Origin of the sequence: Ferrimonas balearica DSM 9799 (genome assembly GCF_000148645.1) — a bacterium.
In the GTDB taxonomy this organism is placed as follows: domain Bacteria; phylum Pseudomonadota; class Gammaproteobacteria; order Enterobacterales; family Shewanellaceae; genus Ferrimonas; species Ferrimonas balearica.
In genome coordinates, this window is the sequence record NC_014541.1 from 3,242,406 (window position 1) to 3,261,413 (window position 19,008).

Below are 19,008 nucleotides of genomic sequence, written 5' to 3' on the forward strand. Positions count from 1 at the left end.
TCAGAGGTATTTAACCTCGACCACTTCGTACTCGATGTCGCCGGATGGGGCTTTCACCACCAGTACATCGTCGAGCTCTTTGCCGATCATGGCGCGCGCAATCGGGGAGTTCACGGAGATCAGACCCGCTTTCAGGTCCGCTTCGTCATCACCCACGATGCGGTAGGTCACTTCCTGATCACTCTCTACATTGAGCAGAGTCGCGGTCGCACCAAAGATGATGCGGCCGTTGTTCGGGATCTTGGTGACGTCGATGATCTGCGCCACGGACAGTTTGCTCTCGATGTCGCGGATGCGCGCTTCGGTCAAACCCTGCTCTTCACGGGCAGCGTGGTACTCGGCGTTCTCTTTCAGGTCACCCAGTTCACGGGCAGCGGCAATCGCTTCGGTGATCTTGGGGCGACGGGTGTGCTTAAGATAATCCAGTTCTTCGCGCAGCAGTTCTGCGCCACGAACGGTCATGGGTACCTGACTCATAGTCTTCTTTTTCTCCAGCAAAAACACGCCCCGTCCAGCCTGGGCTGAACGTGTCGGGCGCGTTAGGGAAAGTCGGGAATGTCACCTTTGTTCCCGATTGTAATAGCAAAACGCCGGCGGGTCATCCCGTCCGGCGTTTTGTTGTGGTGCGGTTCAGACTCGGCAATCCACCGAGCCTGAGCGCGAGCCCGGGCTTAGCCGAGGCTGCGCTTGTGCAGCTCCTGCACCGAGGTCACGTTGCTGCGGTCGTCCGCAGTGTGCGCCATGCAGGACGCGAAGGCCGCGTTCATGGTGGTGGTGTAGTTCACCTTGTGCTGCAGAGCACCGCGGCGCAGCTGACGGGAATCCTCGATGGCCTGACGACCCTCGGTGGTGTTCACGATGTAGCTGTATTCGCCGTTCTTGATGCGGTCCAGAATGTGCGGACGACCTTCGTGCACCTTGTTCACCAGGCGCGGGTTAATACCCGCTTCGCCCAGTGCCACAGCGGTGCCGTGGGTAGCGTCCAGCTCATAGCCCAGCTCAATCAGCTTCTGCGCCAGGTCAACCGCGCGACGTTTGTCGCCGTTGCGCACGGACAGCAGGGCACGGCCGTTCTTCGGCACATCCTTGATGGCACCCAACTGAGCCTTGGCGTACGCCTCGGCAAAGGTGTCACCCACGCCCATCACCTCACCGGTGGAACGCATCTCCGGACCCAGCAGCGGATCCACACCCGGGAACTTGTTGAACGGCAGCACCACTTCCTTGACGGAGTAGTACGGCGGAATCACTTCCTGGGTGAAGTTCTGCTCCTGCAGGCTCTTACCGGCCATGACGCGCGCGGCGATCTTGGCCAGCGGCACGCCGGTGGCTTTAGAGACGAACGGCACGGTACGGGCGGCACGCGGGTTTACCTCAATCAGGTAGATCACGTTGTCCTTCACCGCGAACTGCACGTTCATCAGGCCGATTACGCCCAGCTCCAGCGCCAGCTTACGAACCTGCTCGCGCATCTCGTCCTGGATGGCCGCACTCAGGGTGTAAGGAGGCAAGGAGCAGCCGGAGTCACCGGAGTGAACGCCTGCTTGCTCAATGTGCTCCATGATGCCGCCGATCACCACGTCGGTGCCGTCGCAGACGGCGTCCACGTCCACCTCAGTGGCGTCGTCCAGGAAGCGGTCCAGCAATACCGGAGACTCGTTGGACACGCTGACCGCTTCGTTAAAGTAACGGCGCAGGTCCTGCTCGTCGTACACGATCTCCATGGCACGGCCGCCCAGTACGTAAGACGGACGAACCACCAGCGGGTAACCGATGCGCTCTGCATCGCGAACCGCCTGCTCCAGCGCGGTAACGGTGCTGTTTTCCGGCTGCTTCAGACCCAGGCGTTCAACTGCCTGCTGGAAACGCTCACGGTCTTCAGCGCGGTCGATGGCGTCCGGAGAGGTACCGATGATCGGCACACCGGCAGCTTCCAGGGCACGAGCCAGTTTCAGCGGAGTCTGACCGCCGTACTGCACGATGACGCCCTTGGGCTGTTCAACGCGAACGATCTCCAGTACGTCTTCCAGAGTCACCGGCTCGAAGTAGAGACGGTCGGAGGTGTCGTAGTCGGTGGATACGGTTTCCGGGTTACAGTTGACCATGATGGTCTCGTAACCGTCTTCGCGCATCGCCAGTGCCGCGTGCACACAGCAGTAATCGAACTCGATGCCCTGGCCAATGCGGTTCGGGCCACCGCCGATCACCATGATCTTGTCCTTATCGGACGGGTTCGCTTCACACTCCTCCTCGTAGGTGGAGTACATGTAAGCGGTGTCGGTGGCGAATTCCGCGGCACAGGTGTCCACGCGCTTGTAGACCGGGAACAGCTCAAACTTGTGACGCAGCTTGCGCACTTCGCTCTCGGACACACCCAGCAGGGTAGCCAGGCGGGCATCGGAGAAGCCTTTGCGCTTCAGGGTCCGCAGGAAGTCGGCGTTCAGGCAGGCCCAGCCGCCCTCTTTCACCTGCTCTTCCAGCTTCACCAGCTCTTCAATCTGAACCAGGAACCAGGGGTCGATGTTGGTGATCTTGAACACCGCTTCCATGGACAGGCCAGCGCGGAAGGCATCAGCGATGTACCACGGACGCTCAGCGCCCACGTCCTGCAGCTCGTAGCGGATCTTGGCCAGCGCTTCCGGCTCGTTCACGTCAACGATGGGGTCAAAACCGGTTTTGCCGGTTTCCAGACCGCGCAGGGCTTTCTGCATGGACTCCTGGAAGGTACGGCCAATCGCCATCACTTCGCCCACGGACTTCATCTGAGTGGTCAGACGGTCATTGGCGCCAGCAAACTTCTCGAAGTTAAAGCGCGGGATCTTGGTGACCACGTAGTCGATGGACGGCTCGAAGGAAGCCGGAGTCGCACCACCGGTGATGTCGTTGGACAGCTCATCCAGGGTAAAGCCGACCGCCAGCTTGGCGGCGATCTTGGCGATCGGGAAGCCGGTCGCCTTGGACGCCAGAGCGGAGGAACGGGACACCCGCGGGTTCATCTCGATGATGACCATGCGGCCATCTTTCGGGTTCACACCGAACTGCACGTTAGAACCGCCGGTTTCCACGCCGATTTCACGCAGTACCGCCATGGAGGCGTTACGCATCAGCTGGTATTCCTTGTCGGTCAGGGTCTGTGCCGGTGCCACGGTGATGGAGTCACCGGTGTGCACGCCCATCGGGTCGAAGTTTTCGATGGCACAGACGATGATGCAGTTGTCCGCTTTGTCGCGAACCACTTCCATCTCGTACTCTTTCCAGCCGATCAGGGATTCGTCAATCAGCAGCTCGTTGGTCGGAGACAGGTCCAGGCCACGGGTACAGATCTCTTCGAACTCTTCGATGTTGTAGGCGATACCGCCGCCGGTGCCACCCATGGTGAAGGAGGGACGGATGATGCAGGGGAAGCCGACCTGATCCAGTACCTTGTGCGCGTCTTCCATGGAGTGGGCGATGCCCGCACGCGGACACTCCAGTCCGATGGATTTCATCGCTTTGTCGAAGCGGGCGCGGTCTTCTGCCTTGTCGATGGCGTCGGCGGTGGCGCCGATCATCTCAACACCGAACTCAGCCAGTACGCCGTGCTTCTCCAGCTCCAGCGCACAGTTCAGTGCGGTCTGGCCGCCCATGGTGGGCAGGATGGCGTCCGGGCGCTCTTTGGCGATAATGTTGCGGACCACTTCCCAGTGGATCGGCTCGATGTAAGTGGCATCGGCCATCTCCGGGTCGGTCATGATGGTAGCCGGGTTGGAGTTCACCAGGATGACCCGGTAACCCTCTTCACGCAGGGCTTTACACGCCTGGGCACCGGAGTAGTCAAACTCACAGGCCTGGCCAATCACGATCGGGCCAGCGCCCAGGATAAGAATGCTTTGAATGTCTGTACGTTTCGGCATCGTTATTCTTCTCTGTGCTTACTTGGCCTTGAACTCATCCATCAGTTCGATGAAGTGATCGAACAGCGGGGCAGCGTCGTGCGGGCCCGGGCTCGCTTCCGGGTGGCCCTGGAAGGAGAACGCCGGCTTATCGGTACGGTGGATGCCCTGCAGGGAACCATCGAACAGACTCTTGTGGGTGGCGCGCAGGTTGCTCGGCAGAGTCGCTTCCTCCACGGCAAAACCGTGGTTCTGGGCGGTGATCATCACGGTGTTGCGGTCCAGATCCTGAACCGGGTGGTTACCACCGTGGTGGCCGAACTTCATCTTTTCCGTCTTGGCGCCGGAGGCCAGGGCCAGCAGCTGGTGGCCAAGACAGATGCCGAATACCGGAATCTCAGTGTTCAGGATCTCGGTGATCGCCGCGATGGCGTAATCACAGGGCTCCGGGTCACCCGGGCCGTTGGACAGGAACACCCCATCCGGATTCATCGCCAGCACTTCGGAAGCCGGAGTCTGGGCCGGCACTACTGTCACGTCACAACCGCGATCCACCAGCATGCGCAGGATGTTCTGCTTCACGCCGTAGTCGTACGCCACCACTTTGTACTTCAGTGCCTCAGACGGGGTATCTGAAGGCAGGCCACCGACCAGCTTCCAGCTGCCTTGACGCCAGCTGTATGACTCAGACACGGTCACTTCCTTAGCCAGGTCCATCCCTTTCAGACCCGGGAACGCCTGTGCCATACCCAGCGCATCGGCGATGTTGGCGTCGTTGTCTTCGCCCACCAGAATGCAGCCGGCCTGTGCGCCTTTCTCGCGCAGGATACGGGTCAGCTTACGGGTGTCGATGTCAGCGATGCCCACAACGTTGTGGCGCTTGAGGTATTCGGACAGGGTTTCTTCATTACGGAAGTTGGAAGCCAGGGCGGGGAGATCGCGAATCACGAGGCCCATAGCATGAATCGCGGAGGATTCAGTGTCTTCGGCGTTGGTGCCGGTATTGCCAATATGAGGATAAGTGAGGGTAACGATTTGTCGGGAATAGGAGGGATCGGTCAGGATTTCTTGATAGCCGGTCATGGAAGTGTTAAAAACGACTTCTCCGACGGATGAACCGTTCGCTCCTATGGCTTTACCACGGAAAACGGTGCCATCCTGGAGCACTAACAGGGCAGTTTTATTCAACTTGACCTCCCACCAGAAATAATTATAAGTTGTTAATTCTTAGCCATTTAAAGCTGTAGGGTCACTTACCGGAATCCCGAAAATAGGAATTTTTGGCAAATTCCGCGCAGTATACCAGTCGGATCCGGTTTTGACTATAGATTTACTCAACAAAAAGGCCCGCATTCTGCGGGCCTTTTTGTTTCATGCCTTCAGTCCCAGCACCTGCTGCATGTCATACAACCCCACCGGCTGCTGAGCCAGGAAGCGGGCCGCTCGCATGGCGCCGTTGGCAAAGGTCATGCGGCTGGACGCCTTATGGGTGATCTCCAGTCGCTCACCGATATCAGCAAACAGGGCGGTGTGTTCACCGACAATGTCGCCAGCACGAATGGTGGAGAAGGCGATGGTGTCGCGCTCGCGCTCACCGGTGATCCCCTCACGGCCATAGATGGCGCAGGTTTTCAGATCACGCTTCAGGGTGTCAGCAATCACCTCGCCCATCTTCAGCGCAGTGCCGGACGGTGCGTCCTTCTTGTAGCGGTGGTGACCTTCAATGATCTCAATGTCGGTGTAGTGGCCCATCACTTCGGCCGCCACCTCCAGCAGTTTGAACATCAGGTTCACGCCCACTGCCATATTGGGGGCCAACACCACCGGCAACCCCTGGGCAACTTCGGCGATTTGCGCTTTCTGTTCGTCACTGAAGCCGGTGGTACCAATCACCACCGCCTTGCCGTTGGCCTGGCACTTGGCCAGAAATTCCAGGCTGGATTCCGGCGAGGTGAAATCGATCAGCACATCGAACTGGTCCATCACCTTGTCGATGCTGTCCACCAGGGACACGCCCAGTTTGCCGCGGGCCACCAGCTCACCAGCGTCCACCCCCATCAGGGTTGAACCGGGCCGCTCGATGGCAGCGCCAAGCTCAATCCCATCGTTGTCGATGGCGGCTTCAATCAGGGTTCGGCCCATGCGGCCACTGGCCCCGGTGATGGCGACTCGAATCGCGTCCACGGCATTACTCCTCAACTAAACAGACTGTGACGTCGGGCACTATATCGGCTTTACCGGCAACAAAAAAGGAAGCCGAAGCTTCCTTTTGTTTATGGGTTGGTTGGCCTTAAACGATGGCCAGCAGCTCCACTTCGAATACCAGAGCGGAGAACGGCGGGATGGCGCCGCCAGCACCGCGCTCGCCGTAGGCCAGCTGGTGCGGGATGTACAGCTTCAGCTTGGTGCCCGGGTTCATCAGTTGCAGAGCTTCGGTCCAGCCTGCGATAACGCCGCTTACCGGGAATTCCGCCGGCTCGCCACGCTCTACGGAGCTGTCGAACACGCGACCGTCGGTGAACATACCGTGGTAGTGGCAGCGTACGGTGTCCTGCAGGCCAGGCTTGTCGCCTTCGCCCTGAGCCAGAACTTCATACTGCAGACCAGAAGCGGTCACCTGCACACCTTCGCGCTGGGCATTTTCAGCCAGGAACGCTTCACCTTCGGCAGCCGCGGCCTTGGCCTTGGCTTCCTGGGCTTCAGCCAGGCGCTGGGAGATGATGGCGAAAGCTTCCTGCAGCTCCGCACCCGGTACCGCGCTCGGCTGGCCGGCAAAGGCGTCAGCCAGGCCAGCTTGTACTGCGGCGATATCCACGCCGTCGAAGCTGTTACCAGCCAGCTGCTCGCCCATCTGACGGCCTACACCGTAGCTTACTTTCTGTTCAACAGAATCAAAGGTCATTATGCGTTCCTGTAGTGTTGTCTTTATAACGAGGGGGCAGTGTACCACCCTTCAGCGCGGGACTCGACAGCCCGGCGCCCGACCTTCGGCCCGGGCTTGCTGATACCACTGCCCGGCCTTGCCCTGCAGGTTCTGCAGGTCTTCAATGCGGGTGCCGTGGGAGGGGTGAGTCGACAGCAGCTCCGGCGGTGCTCCGCCACTGGCCCGGGCCATATTGCGCCACAGCTCCACGCTGGCTGCGGGATCAAAGCCCGCCTTGGCCATCAGTTCCAGCCCCACCACATCGGCTTCGCTCTCCTGCTGACGGCCAAACGGCAGGGCGATGCCCACCTGTGCCCCCAGGCCCAGGCCCGCCATGATCAGGTCCTGATTCTCGGTACCACTGGCACCGAGAGCGATCTGAACAATCTCCAGCCCGGCGTTGGTCATCTGCGCCCGCGACACCTGCTCATTACCGTGGTCCGCCAGCACGTGGGCCACTTCATGGCCCAGCACGGTGGCAAGCTGGTCCGGCGTTTTGGCCACATTCAGCAGGCCGGTGTACACCCCGATGTGGCCACCAGGGAGGGCAAAAGCGTTCACCTGGTCCGACTCAAACACCACCACTTCCCAGGTTTCCTGCTGGGTTGGGTCGATGGTGGCCAGCAGGGCCGGGTCGGTGACCGCGTCGGCCACACAGCGCACGTAGGCGTTGATGGCACGGTCCGTCGACGCTTTCTCCTGCTGCTTAATCTGGGCAAACGACTGGGCCCCCAGCTCACGCATCTCGGCCTGGGAATACATCAGCATCTGCCCACGACCGGTGGGAGACTTCTGGTTGGTGCAACTGACCAGTGCCAGCACCATGGCAACCATCGCCAGGATACGCATAGAAATGACCTATTACCTCTACCGTTACAGTTTCAGGTGAGTCTCAAGGAAGCCCAGCAGAGTTTCATACATCTCGGTACGATTGTCCTCGTTGTAGAACCCGTGGCCCTCCTTATCCATCACCACCCATTGCAGGCTGTGTTGCTTGGCCTCCAGCGCCGCTTTCAGTCGCTCGGCGTGTTCAATGGGGGCGCGCTCATCCTCTTCGCCGTGAATCAACAACACCGGCGCTTTCAGTTTATCGACATGGTAGACCGGGCTAAAGGCTTTTAGTTGCGCCTCGTCATTGCCTAGGTACTTATCAAGGATTCGAAGGCCATACTCAGTTTCCGTGGTATCGCCCTCTTCAAACATCAGTGGCAGATCATAAATCCCGACAAAACCCACGGAGCAGGCAAACATGTCCGGTTCGATGATGGCACTCTGCAGCGCGGAGTAGCCGCCAAAGCTGGCGCCATAGATGCAGACCCGGGACTTATCGGCGATGCCCTGATCAATCACATAGCGGGTGGCATCGATGATGTCGTACTGGATGTCGCTGCCCCAACGCTTATAGCCTGCTGACTGGAAAGCACTGCCGTAGCCACCGGAACCCCGGAAATTGACCTGCAGGACGGCGATGCCACGATCCGCCAGCAGTTGGGCTTCCGCGTTGTAACCCCACCAGTCCCTCACCCCATGAGGTCCGCCATGGGGGTTCACCACCATCGGCAGGTTCTTGGCTTCACGACCCGCCGGCAGGGTCAGGTAACCCCGAATCAGTGTGCCGTCGCGGGCGGTAAACTCAATGGGAGTCATCTCCGCGGATTTTTCCGCGTCCACCCAGGGGCGGGTTTGCAACAACACCTGAAGTGAGCCATCAGCTTCGTCATACAGGTAGTAGGTACCGGGATTGCGATCACTGAAAGCAAACACCACCGCTTTACTGCCGTCCTCGGTCTGGCTGGCAATCCGCACCTGGTTGCCCGGTAATGCTCCCAGGAGGCCCTTCAGCAGCGCCGATTCCGGACGTGCCTTATCAACAAACACGTATTCCGGATAGTCCGGAGCGACTTCCAGTGCATAAAGGTGACGACCATCGGCACTGAACCAGTAATGGCTGGGGTCGGCTACCTTGTCCCGATACACCAGGGTGCGCTCACCGCTTTCCAGATCGAGCTTAAACACGCCGTTTGTTGGCGCATCGTCCGCCGCCTCGATGTACACCTCACTGTCGCTGGCAAAGGCCAACGGTGACAGCTCCAAACTGGCATTCTCGTTTTCATAGAACAGCGCCCAGTCGTCGCCCGCTTTTTTGCGGTAGAAGATCTGGAGGACGCCGCGGCTGGTCACCCCGGTGACAAAGCGGGGATCGCCATTGTGGTCGGTCAGGAACTGGCCTCGTGCGACCGGTGAGTACCCCGCTTTGCGGGTCTTGCCGGTATAGACGTTCAGTTTCAGCAATTGAGGCTTGGTATCACCGGAGCGGCTGAATGGGGTGGAGCTGATAAGGATGTGTTTCTTATCGTCTGGCAACAGATCGACGATGGTGCCGTAGCCGTAGGTGGACTGAGCACGGGAGATGCGACTGCCGGTAGAGCCGCCGGCCTGATAACCAAACACATTGCGGGCGCGGGAGCCATCCACGTTCACCGCATACCATTCACCCGCCGACATTGGCTGCGCAAACCAGCCCTTAAAAAACTGCAGCTCAATGATGACCCGTTCATCATTGACCCAGTGATAGTCGCCCACCTGCTTGTTGCCGGGGAAACGGGCCACATAGGTGGTTTGCATCGTCTTGGCGTCCAGAATGGCCAACACGTTTTTGCCTTCTACCGGCATCAGCACCGCCAGATGACCGCCATCCGGGGAGATCTTCACCCCCTGAAACTGGCTGTTGCGGCTGAAGGTTTCAATCTCCTGCGGGGCACTCCAGCCCACAGCAGACACCAACATCAATGCCAATAGCATCCATGGCTTCATTGTCGAACTCCCTGTTCGCTTTCAATTTGACCAGCCACGTTATCATTCTGTAACAGAAAGAAAAAGCCACCCGATTGGGTGGCTTTGATCGAACGGGGTTCGGCTTAGCTGGTGAGGTCGTCGAAGAACTTCTTCACGCCGTCGAAGAACCCTTCCGCCTTGGGCTTGTGGCGCTTGGCGGAGGCGGCGCAGGTCTCATCCAACTCACGCAGCAGCTCTTTCTGGCGCTCGGTCAGGTTCACCGGAGTTTCGATGATCACCTTGCATACCAGGTCGCCTACCGCGTGGCTGCGGACCGACTTCACGCCTTTACCGCGCAGACGGAACATGCGGCCGGTCTGGGTTTCCGCCGGCACTTTCAGCACCACGCGCCCATCCAGAGTCGGCACCTCAATCTCGCCGCCCAGTGCCGCGTTGGCAAAGGAGATCGGCACTTCGCAGTAGAGGTTGTTGCCATCGCGGACGAAGATCGGGTGCTCCTTGATGTGCACCTGAACGTACAGGTCACCAGCCGGGGCGCCCATTTCACCGGCTTCGCCCTCACCCGCCAGGCGGATGCGGTCACCGGTGTCGACACCAGCCGGAATGGTCACAGACAGGGTCTTGGTCTTCTCAACCCGGCCCTGGCCACGACAGCTGGTGCAGGGGTCGGTGATCACCTTGCCTCGGCCACCACAGCTCGGACAGGTTTGCTGAACCGCGAAGAAGCCCTGACGCATCTGCACCTGGCCGGTACCGTGACAGGTGCCACAGGTGTTGGCACTGGTGCCCGGCTTGGCGCCGCTGCCATGACAGGTTTCACAACCCACCAGTGAGGGGATCTTCAGCTCTTTCTTACAACCTTTCACCGCCTCTTCCAGAGTCAGCTCCAGGTTGTAACGCAGGTCAGCACCGCTGCGCGCTTGCTGACGACCGCCACGGCGGCCACCAAAGATGTCGCCAAACACGTCGCCAAAGATGTCGCCGAAGTCTGCGCCACCGCCAAAGCCGCCACCACCGCGGTTCGGGTCCACGCCGGCATGACCAAACTGGTCATAGGCCGCACGCTTCTGCTCGTCAGCGAGGATCTCGTAGGCTTCTTTCACCTCTTTAAAGGAGGCTTCCGCTGCGGCATCACCAGGGTTGCGGTCCGGGTGGTACTTCATCGCCAGGCGCTTGTAGGCCTTTTTGATGTCCCGTTCGCTGGCGTCCCGGCCCACTCCCAGCACTTCGTAGTAATCACGTTTTGACATGTCAGATCGCCGTCTTCTTTTTTAATACGAAAGCGGGCGGCCGGGATGGCCGGTCGCCCGCTTGCTGTGCAGTCTCAGTGCGAAAAGACTTATTTCTTGTCGTCTTTCACTTCTTCGAACTCAGCATCTACCACGTCATCGGCGGGCTTCTGCTGTTGGGCTTCACCTTCACCCTGGCCTTGGGCCTGGGCTTTCTGCTGAGCGATTTCCATCAGCTTAGCAGAGGCTTGGATCAGCTCCTGGGTCTTGGCTTCGATGGCGTCTTTGTCGCTGCCTTTCACCGCTTCTTCCACCGCCTGGACCGCTTCTTCGATCTTGGCTTTGTCTTCTGCGGGCAGGGCTTCGCCAGCTTCCTCAACCTGCTTGCGGGTGGCGTGAGCCAGACCGTCAGCCTGGTTGCGGGCCTGCACCAGTTCTTCGAACTTCTTATCTTCCTCAGCGTGCGCTTCGGCTTCGTTCACCATCTTGTTGATCTCGTCATCGGACAGACCGGAAGAGGCCTGGATGGTGATCTTCTGCTCTTTGCCGGTGTTCTTGTCGGTGGCAGACACGTGCAGGATACCGTCGGCATCGATGTCGAACGCCACTTCAATCTGCGGCAGACCACGCGGAGCCGGCTGGATGCCTTCCAGGTTGAACTGACCCAGAGACTTGTTGGCGCTGGCTTGCTTACGCTCACCCTGCAGCACGTGAATGGTTACCGCAGACTGGTTGTCTTCCGCAGTGGAGAACACCTGAGACTTCTTAGTCGGGATGGTGGTGTTCTTCTCGATCAGCGCGGTCATCACGCCACCCATGGTTTCGATACCCAGGGACAGCGGAGTCACGTCCAGCAGCAGTACGTCTTTCACGTCACCGGACAGTACGCCACCCTGAATCGCCGCACCCATGGCAACGGCTTCATCCGGGTTCACGTCCTTACGCGGCTCTTTGCCAAAGAAGTCAGCAACGGCTTGCTGTACTTTCGGCATACGGGTTTGACCACCCACCAGAATCACGTCGTTGATGTCGGATACGGACAGGTCCGCGTCCTGCAGGGCCACTTTCAGCGGCTCCAGGGAGCGCAGGATCAGGTCCTCAACCAGGGCTTCCAGCTTGGCGCGGGTCACCTTGATGTTCATGTGCTTCGGACCGGTCGCGTCTGCAGTCACGTACGGCAGGTTCACTTCGGTCTGCTGAGCAGAGGACAGCTCGATCTTGGCTTTTTCAGCGGCTTCTTTCAGACGCTGCATCGCCAGCGGATCGTTTTTCAGGTCGATGCCCTGCTCTTTCTTGAACTCGTCAACCAGGTAGTTGATCAGGCGGTTGTCGAAGTCTTCACCACCCAGGTGAGTGTCACCGTTGGTGGCCAGTACTTCGAAGGTGTGCTCGCCATCCACCTCATCGATCTCGATGATGGAGATGTCGAAAGTACCACCGCCCAGGTCGTATACCGCAATCACGTTATCGCCCTGGCGCTTGTCCATGCCGTACGCCAGTGCAGCGGCGGTCGGCTCGTTGATGATGCGCTTAACGTTCAGACCGGCGATGCGGCCTGCGTCTTTGGTGGCCTGACGCTGAGAGTCGTTGAAGTAGGCCGGAACGGTAATTACCGCTTCAGTCACCTCTTCGCCCAGGTAATCCTCGGCGGTTTTCTTCATCTTCTTCAGCACTTCAGCAGACACCTGCGGCGCCGCCATCTTCTGGCCTTTGGCTTCTACCCACGCGTCGCCATTGTCGGCTTCAACGATCTTGAACGGCATGATGCCGATGTCACGCTGAACCACTTCGTCTTTGAAGCGGCGGCCGATCAAACGCTTGATGGCGAACAGGGTGTTGTGGGGGTTAGTCACGGCCTGACGCTTGGCAGGCTGACCCACCAGGGTTTCGTTATCGGTGTACGCGATAATAGAAGGAGTGGTGCGGTCACCCTCAGCGTTCTCAATTACGCGAGGTTTTTCACCATCCAGAATGGCCACACAAGAGTTGGTGGTACCCAGGTCAATACCGATGATCTTGCCCATCGTAGAGCCTCCAAATAAAACTTGAAACCGATGTGGTTATTCACTGTTAACTGGGATTTGGGGCCAGGGGTTGCCCCTTTCAAGGGGCCAATTCCAAAAATTTTTGGCTGCCCCGCAACTGGAAAACGAAATGGGGGAGCCAGCGCACGTTTTCAAGGGGCAGACGTCAAAATTTCATCTCGAGTCCAACTTGCTGAAATAGTATACTTTCTACAATTCCCACCATGTTGTTCGAGTGAGCGGTTCGAAATGGTTAAAAACCAAGCCCGCGCGATGAGTTACGGCATTGGCGCCGTGCTGTTGTGGTCTACCGTGGCGACGGCATTCAAGCTGTCCCTAGCGGAGATGACGCCTGCCCAGCTTTTGCTGTTTGCGTCCATCGCATCCACCCTGGTCTTGGCCCTGATCCTCGGGGTGCAGGGCAAACTGTCCCGCCTTAAGGGCCAGTTTATGACCCATCCGCTGATCTACCTGCAAAGCGGTTTGCTCAACCCCTTCCTCTATTACCTGGTGCTGTTTGCTGCCTACGACATGCTGCCAGCCCAGCAGGCTCAACCACTCAACTACACCTGGGCGATTCTGCTGAGCCTGTTGGCGGTGCCCATGCTGGGACAGAAACTGCGGGGCTGGGACGTCGGCGCAGCGCTGCTGGCCTACTTTGGCGTGGTGGTGATCGCCACCGGCGGTGATTTGATGGCACTGGAGTTTGAGCGCCCGGTGGGGGTTGCGCTGGCGCTGCTGTCGACCCTGCTCTGGTCGCTGTACTGGATCGTCAACACCCGCGACAAAGGCGACCCGGTGATCAGCCTGCTGCTCAGCTTCCTTATCGGTCTGCCCTTTATCGTGGCCGTCTGTGCCTGGCGCGGTGAACTGGCGCTGCCCAGCTGGCAGGGACTGGCCGGAGCCACCTACGTGGGCCTGTTCGAGATGGGCTTTACCTTTGTGCTGTGGCTTAAGGCGATGCGCACCGCCGAACAGACCGCACCGCTGACCAATCTGGTGTTTCTGGGACCGTTCCTGTCGCTGTTCTTTATCTCCACCTTCCTGGGTGAACAGATCGCCCCGGCCACCTTCCTCGGCCTGGCTTTGATCGTGTGCGGCCTGCTGGTACAGCAGTTGGGGCCCAAGCTGCGCGCCCGCCTGGCGCCCAGCCGCAGCGCCAGTTAACCCTGGCGCGCTACTGCTAACAGGGCGGACAGGGCTTCACTGTCCGCCCGGTCGGCTTCCACACACAAACCAATACGCCGGAACATCCGCGGCGCCGCCAGCGGTACCGCCTTCAACACCCGACTCCCCTCCAGCACGCCACTGGGCAGGAACGAGATCCCCACCCCCGCCTCCACCAGGTGCCGCACCTGAGTCTTATGGGTGGCCTTGGCCACCAAATCCACCGAGAAACCGGCACTGGCCAACAGGCTTAGGGTTTGCTGATGGGCTTCGCAGGCGGCGCACTCGATAAAGGGGTAGTCATCCAGCTGGGCAATACTGACGCTCTCCTGCTCCGCCAGCGCGTGGTCGTTCGGCACACACAGGCGGTAATCCTCCTCCCACAGCGGCAGGAACAGATCCTGGGGACGCTTAAACACATCCAGGGTGATGCGCGCATCCCAGCCGGGAGCGTCATGGTCCATCAACGACAGTTCAAGGCGGGGTTCCGCCTGCTGGGCGCGGCGCAGGAACCCGGCCAGCTGACTGGGGCTGATGTCGTGAAAATTGGCCACCCCCAGCTTCAGCCGACGTTGCCGACTTTGGAACAACTTGGGCAACTGCTCCGCTTGGGCCAGTACCTGGCGGGCCAGAGGATAGAGCTGGTGGGCACTGTCGGTCAGGTCAACGCCACGCTTGTGGCGGATGAACAGTTCGGTGCCCAACTCCTGTTCCAGCTGCTTGATGGCGCTGGACAACGACGGCTGGGTCACAAAGCAGCGCTCGGCGGCGGCGGTCATATTGCCGGTCTCAAATACGGCCACAAAGGCACGGAGGCGACGCAGATCCATAGATAAAACCTATCACTGTTCCAGAAAGATAATATTTTATCCCAATGTCTAGGCTCTCTATAGTGCGCCCATCGCGGTTTTCACCGCCCCTCTGACACACTGGAGAGCCCCATGTCCAAGCCCCTGATCGTGATTACCGGTGCCAGCTCCGGCATTGGTGAAGCCACTGCCCGTACCCTGTCTGCCGCTGGCCACCCGCTGCTGCTGATCGCCCGCCGTCTTGAGCGTCTGCAGGCTCTGGCGCTGCCCAACACCCTGTGTCGCCAGGTCGACATCACCGACGGTGCCGCCATGGCCGCCGCCATCGCCGAGGCGGAAGCCCAGTACGGCCCGGTGGACGCGCTGATCAACAACGCCGGCGTGATGCTGCTGGGCCAGGCCCACGAGCAGAACCCGGCCGAATGGCAGCAGATGTTCGACGTCAACGTGATGGGCCTGCTCAACGGCATCCACGCGGTACTGGCCGGTATGCGCCAGCGTAAGCGCGGCACCATCATCAACGTCAGCTCCATTGCCGGCCGCAAAACCTTCCCCAACCACGCCGCCTACTGCGGCACCAAGTTTGCGGTCCACGCCATGTCGGAGAACATCCGCGAAGAGGTGGCGATGGACGACGTGCGGGTGATCACCATCGCTCCGGGTGCGGTGGAGACCGAACTGCTCAGCCACACCACCAGCGACGACATCAAGGCCGGTTACGACGACTGGAAAACCGACATGGGCGGTGTGCTCGCCGCCCAGGATGTGGCCAACGCCATCCAGTACGCCTATGCGCAACCTCAAAATGTGTGCATTCGCGAGATCGTACTGGCCACCACTCGCCAGCAGCCGTAAGCCACTTTTAAATAACAAAAAAGCCCGCAGACGCGGGCTTTTTTGTGCAAACTTGTTCAATAGCGCAGAGAAATTGAACGATTGATCCGCCGTGACTCCTGTGGAACACTCCAGCGCCAAACAATAAAAGGAGGCCCTGTGGTCCAACCCCTGCTGTTCATTCTGCTGTGCCTGTTGCTGGCACAACCCGCCTGGAGTCAGTCAACCGACCGCACCGTTGAGCAGGTTTTGCGTACCTATGGCCCCGATGCCCGACAGCGTCTCGCCCCCTTCTTTGCCACCCTGCCCGAAGGCTTTAAACCGGTGGCGATGAAGCTGGTGGCGATCAAAGCTGACCGCCGCATGGAGGTGTGGCTGCAAGGTGCCGATGGCCAATGGGGGGAGCTGCGCAGCTACCCTATTCTGGAGGCCAGTGGCAGCTTGCGACCGAAGATGCGCCAGGGCGATTTCCTGGTGCCGGAGGGGGTATATCGCATCGAAGCGGCCAATCCCAACAGCCTCTATCACCTGTCACTGAAGATCGATTATCCCAACGCCATGGACCAACACTATGGTGCCATGGAGCAGCGGGGCGATCTGGGCGGCGACATCTTTATCCACGGCCGTGACGTTTCCCAGGGCTGTCTGGCCATGGGCGACCGCTATATCGAAGAGTTGTTCGTGCTGGCCCATGACATCGGCCTGGAGAACATTGAGGTGGTGATCAGCCCACGCGACCCGCGCCACAGCGAGCTGACCGTGCCCTTTGGCCTGCCGGGATGGGTGGCCGATAAGTACAGTGAGATCGCCCAGAGCATGGCACCGCTGGCCCCGGACAATCCGCTGCTGGCACCGCGCGTCGAAGCGGAGATGGCTCAGCAGGAAACCGTGCAGCTTCAGCCCTGAGCCTGATGTCGCCCCAACAGCAGCGCCAGCTCCGCGGCGTTGCTGACCCCCATCTTGTCGAACAGGTTGTGGCGGTGGATCTCCACCGTCCGCTGGGCGATAAACAGCTCCGCCGCGATCACCTTATTGGCTTTACCGGCCACCACCCGCTCCATCAGGTCCCGCTCTCGAGGCGTTAACGAAGCCAGTCGCTGCTCCAGGTCCGCCTTTTGTCGGCTGCTTTGCGCCAACTGGCTGGAGCGCGCCAGTCCCTGCCTGATGATGGCCAGCAACTTGTCGCCATCGACCGGTTTCTCGAGAAAATCCAGCGCCCCGTTCTGCAGCGCCTGAACCGCTTTGGGCACCGTCGCATTGCCGGTCAGAAACACCTGGCTTAACGGGCTGCCCACACGATTCAGCTCCGCCTGCAGCTCAAGCCCATCCATCACCGGCATCTTGATGTCGATGATCGCTACGCCGGTCTGTGTCGGGTCCAGTTCCGCCAGAAAAGCCTGGGCCGAGGCAAAGCAGCGAGGCTGGTAGCCACAGCCCTCCAGCATCCAGCTCAGGGCCTCGCGTACGTCCGCTTCATCATCAATGACAAAAATCGCGTTGCTCATTGTTGCTCTCCCGGCAGCCATACCTTTATCTCCAGCCCCGGGTTGGCATTCCGGGCGCGAATTGTACCTTGGTGTTCATCAACAATGCGTTTGCACACCATCATCCCTAGCCCCAGCCCATCCGGTTTGCTGCTTTCAAACGGGAAGAACAGCCGCCCCAGCGCATGCTCGGAGAGGCCGCTGCCGTGGTCACGAATGGACACTGTCCAGCCGCCCTGTTCCGGTTGCAGGCTTAACTCCAGTGCGCGCTGCGAGGGGGTCAGAGTCTCCATGGCATCCAGACCATTGCGCAGCAGGTTTACCAGCACCTGTTGAATCAATACCCCATCGCCGGGAACACTGGGATGCTGATGCGCCGGCAATACCAGCGCCGGGGTGCAATCAAAGCGGCGGAAGTCTGGTGCCATCATCTCCAGGGTTTCCTGGATCAAGGGCACCAGCGCCACCGACTCAGTGGCCATCGGTCGGGCGCAGAAGCTCTTCAGGCGCTGAATAATGCCTTGAGCTTTCTCGGTCTGCCGGCCAATACGCGCCAACCCCTCTTTCAACTCCTCGGGCTGCGCCCCGCTCTCCAGCCGGTAGCCACACCCCTGAGCCAGATAACGGATGCTGGCCAGCGGCTGATTCAGCTCATGGGCGATGCCTGCGGCCATCTCTCCGGTCAGCAGAATTCGCTGCGCTTTGTAAAACGCCCGCTCCTGCTCGGTCAGGCGCCGCTGTGTCTGCTCATGTTGCGCCATCTCCTGGCGCAACTCCTGAGTTCGACGCGCCACCATTGCGCGCACCCGCAGGTGATGCAGATAGCCCGCCACGAGCAGCAGGGCCAGGACCAGCGCATAGGGCATCGCCTCTCCGGCCAGATAGCGCCAGTCGGTCTCGAACGGCCACAGGCCGATGGACTTCAGCAGCGCGTAAACCTCCCGGTCGTTCACCGGCACCGTCCAGTGGCGATACAAACCACTTTGGGCGGCCGGGTGCGTTGAATCCAGCTCCAGCAGTCGCCGCACCAGATACGTGGCCACATCGCTGTCGGCGCTGCTCAGCATCGTCACGGTAAAGTAGGGATAGAGCGCGCTGCTCACGCCACAGGGGAACCCCTGCGGGCGCTGATCCAACGCCACAGTCAAAGCCCCGGGTGGCACCCGGCCGTCCCGGACAGCGTTCTCCAGCAGGCAACTCGGCAGAATCGCCACATCCGCGCTGCCATCCAACACCCGCTGCAACAGGGCCCGCTGCGGGAAACCGACAAAGTTAAGGTTCTGGAAAAACGACTCCGGCGACAGCCCGTGCTCCGCCAGCTCTCGCCAGAACGCGTAATAGCCGCCAAAAGCATGGGGCGAGGTGGAGACCACCCTCAGTGGCGCGAGCTCGTCGATCTCCGTCACCGCCTCGCCAGCGCGCATCACCAACGCAGAACCAATGGCTTTCTCGGCCGAATCTGTCCACAGCGGTGCCGCGGTCAACAGCTGGCTGGCGCCAAACTTCTCTTTGAACTGCACCGCCTTGACCGAGTTCTGAATCATAAAATCGAACTCACCACGTTCGGCCGCCTGGCGCAGCTCCTGCGGTGGCAGGGCACGAACTTCAAAGTGGTAATCGGACTGGCCCTGATTGAGGTAGTCGAGTGTCGGTTGCCAGCGCCGCTCCACCCGTTCCGGGTGGTCAAACGACGCCACGGCGACCGGCACCCGCTGTTGGCCGAGGGCGCTGCCGGCAAAGCACAGCACCCACCCGGCCAGCAGCCATCCCCCATTTCGCCATCGCCCGAAAAGGCGCTTACTGTTTCGCTGCAATCTGTGCTCCAGGACGTCATTCAGCCCACTTCAGGGCCCAAGACCGATATGAACGC

15 protein-coding genes are annotated in these 19,008 nt (G+C 60.0%); 3 read left to right on the top strand and 12 right to left on the bottom strand.

The window, feature by feature from the left end:
• The 9 genes from greA to dnaK all read right to left on the bottom strand — a co-directional run bounded on the left by greA (position 1) and on the right by dnaK (position 12,844).
• Complete coding sequence (gene greA, locus FBAL_RS14805) at positions 1-477, bottom strand: transcription elongation factor GreA (protein ID WP_013346391.1); 477 nt, start codon at positions 475-477, stop codon at positions 1-3.
• Between the two features lie 194 nt (positions 478-671).
• Positions 672-3,893 (bottom strand): carbamoyl-phosphate synthase large subunit, encoded by a 3,222-nt coding sequence (carB, locus tag FBAL_RS14810; RefSeq protein WP_013346392.1) that lies wholly within the window; start codon positions 3,891-3,893, stop codon positions 672-674.
• A gap of 18 nt (positions 3,894-3,911) precedes the next feature.
• The gene (carA, locus tag FBAL_RS14815) at positions 3,912-5,060 is read right to left on the bottom strand and encodes a glutamine-hydrolyzing carbamoyl-phosphate synthase small subunit (protein WP_013346393.1); all 1,149 of its coding nucleotides are present in this window, start codon (positions 5,058-5,060) and stop codon (positions 3,912-3,914) included.
• A 183-nt stretch (positions 5,061-5,243) separates the two neighbouring features.
• On the bottom strand, positions 5,244-6,056 hold the full coding sequence (gene dapB, locus FBAL_RS14820; RefSeq protein WP_013346394.1) for a 4-hydroxy-tetrahydrodipicolinate reductase: 813 nt from the start codon (positions 6,054-6,056) through the stop codon (positions 5,244-5,246).
• A gap of 106 nt (positions 6,057-6,162) precedes the next feature.
• Positions 6,163-6,774 carry a BamJ family beta-barrel-assembly machinery protein gene (gene bamJ / locus FBAL_RS14825; RefSeq protein WP_013346395.1) on the bottom strand — a complete coding sequence of 204 codons (612 nt, stop codon included), beginning with the start codon at positions 6,772-6,774 and terminating at the stop codon, positions 6,163-6,165.
• 51 nt (positions 6,775-6,825) lie between these two features.
• The gene (locus FBAL_RS14830; protein ID WP_013346396.1) at positions 6,826-7,644 is read right to left on the bottom strand and encodes a M48 family metallopeptidase; all 819 of its coding nucleotides are present in this window, start codon (positions 7,642-7,644) and stop codon (positions 6,826-6,828) included.
• A gap of 24 nt (positions 7,645-7,668) precedes the next feature.
• The gene (locus FBAL_RS14835) at positions 7,669-9,609 is read right to left on the bottom strand and encodes an alpha/beta hydrolase family protein (RefSeq protein WP_013346397.1); all 1,941 of its coding nucleotides are present in this window, start codon (positions 9,607-9,609) and stop codon (positions 7,669-7,671) included.
• A gap of 104 nt (positions 9,610-9,713) precedes the next feature.
• Positions 9,714-10,841, bottom strand: a complete 1,128-nt coding sequence (gene dnaJ, locus FBAL_RS14840) for a molecular chaperone DnaJ (RefSeq protein WP_013346398.1) — start codon at positions 10,839-10,841, stop codon at positions 9,714-9,716.
• Positions 10,842-10,930: 89 nt separating this feature from the next.
• Positions 10,931-12,844, bottom strand: a complete 1,914-nt coding sequence (dnaK, locus tag FBAL_RS14845) for a molecular chaperone DnaK (protein WP_013346399.1) — start codon at positions 12,842-12,844, stop codon at positions 10,931-10,933.
• A gap of 249 nt (positions 12,845-13,093) precedes the next feature.
• On the opposite strand from dnaK, the gene FBAL_RS14850 reads away from it, so the two are divergent.
• The gene (locus FBAL_RS14850; protein ID WP_013346400.1) at positions 13,094-14,011 is read left to right on the top strand and encodes a DMT family transporter; all 918 of its coding nucleotides are present in this window, start codon (positions 13,094-13,096) and stop codon (positions 14,009-14,011) included.
• On the opposite strand, the gene FBAL_RS14855 is transcribed toward FBAL_RS14850, so the two are convergent.
• Positions 14,008-14,841: a LysR family transcriptional regulator gene (locus tag FBAL_RS14855; protein ID WP_013346401.1), complete on the bottom strand. Its 834-nt coding sequence runs from the start codon at positions 14,839-14,841 to the stop codon at positions 14,008-14,010. The genes FBAL_RS14850 and FBAL_RS14855 overlap by 4 nt on opposite strands.
• 111 nt (positions 14,842-14,952) lie before the next feature.
• On the opposite strand from FBAL_RS14855, the gene FBAL_RS14860 reads away from it, so the two are divergent.
• Positions 14,953-15,675 (top strand): SDR family oxidoreductase, encoded by a 723-nt coding sequence (locus tag FBAL_RS14860; RefSeq protein ID WP_013346402.1) that lies wholly within the window; start codon positions 14,953-14,955, stop codon positions 15,673-15,675.
• A 138-nt stretch (positions 15,676-15,813) separates the two neighbouring features.
• Positions 15,814-16,560 (top strand): L,D-transpeptidase family protein, encoded by a 747-nt coding sequence (locus tag FBAL_RS14865; protein WP_013346403.1) that lies wholly within the window; start codon positions 15,814-15,816, stop codon positions 16,558-16,560.
• Here the strand turns inward: FBAL_RS14865 and FBAL_RS14870 are convergent.
• Both FBAL_RS14870 and FBAL_RS14875 read right to left on the bottom strand, forming a co-directional pair.
• Positions 16,551-17,159, bottom strand: coding sequence for a response regulator transcription factor (locus tag FBAL_RS14870; RefSeq protein WP_013346404.1), 609 nt, complete (start codon positions 17,157-17,159; stop codon positions 16,551-16,553). The two genes, FBAL_RS14865 and FBAL_RS14870, sit on opposite strands and share 10 nt — an antisense overlap.
• Positions 17,156-18,952: a sensor histidine kinase gene (locus tag FBAL_RS14875; RefSeq protein WP_013346405.1), complete on the bottom strand. Its 1,797-nt coding sequence runs from the start codon at positions 18,950-18,952 to the stop codon at positions 17,156-17,158. The genes FBAL_RS14870 and FBAL_RS14875 overlap by 4 nt, the downstream gene beginning before the upstream one ends.
• Positions 18,953-19,008 lie beyond the last annotated feature (56 nt).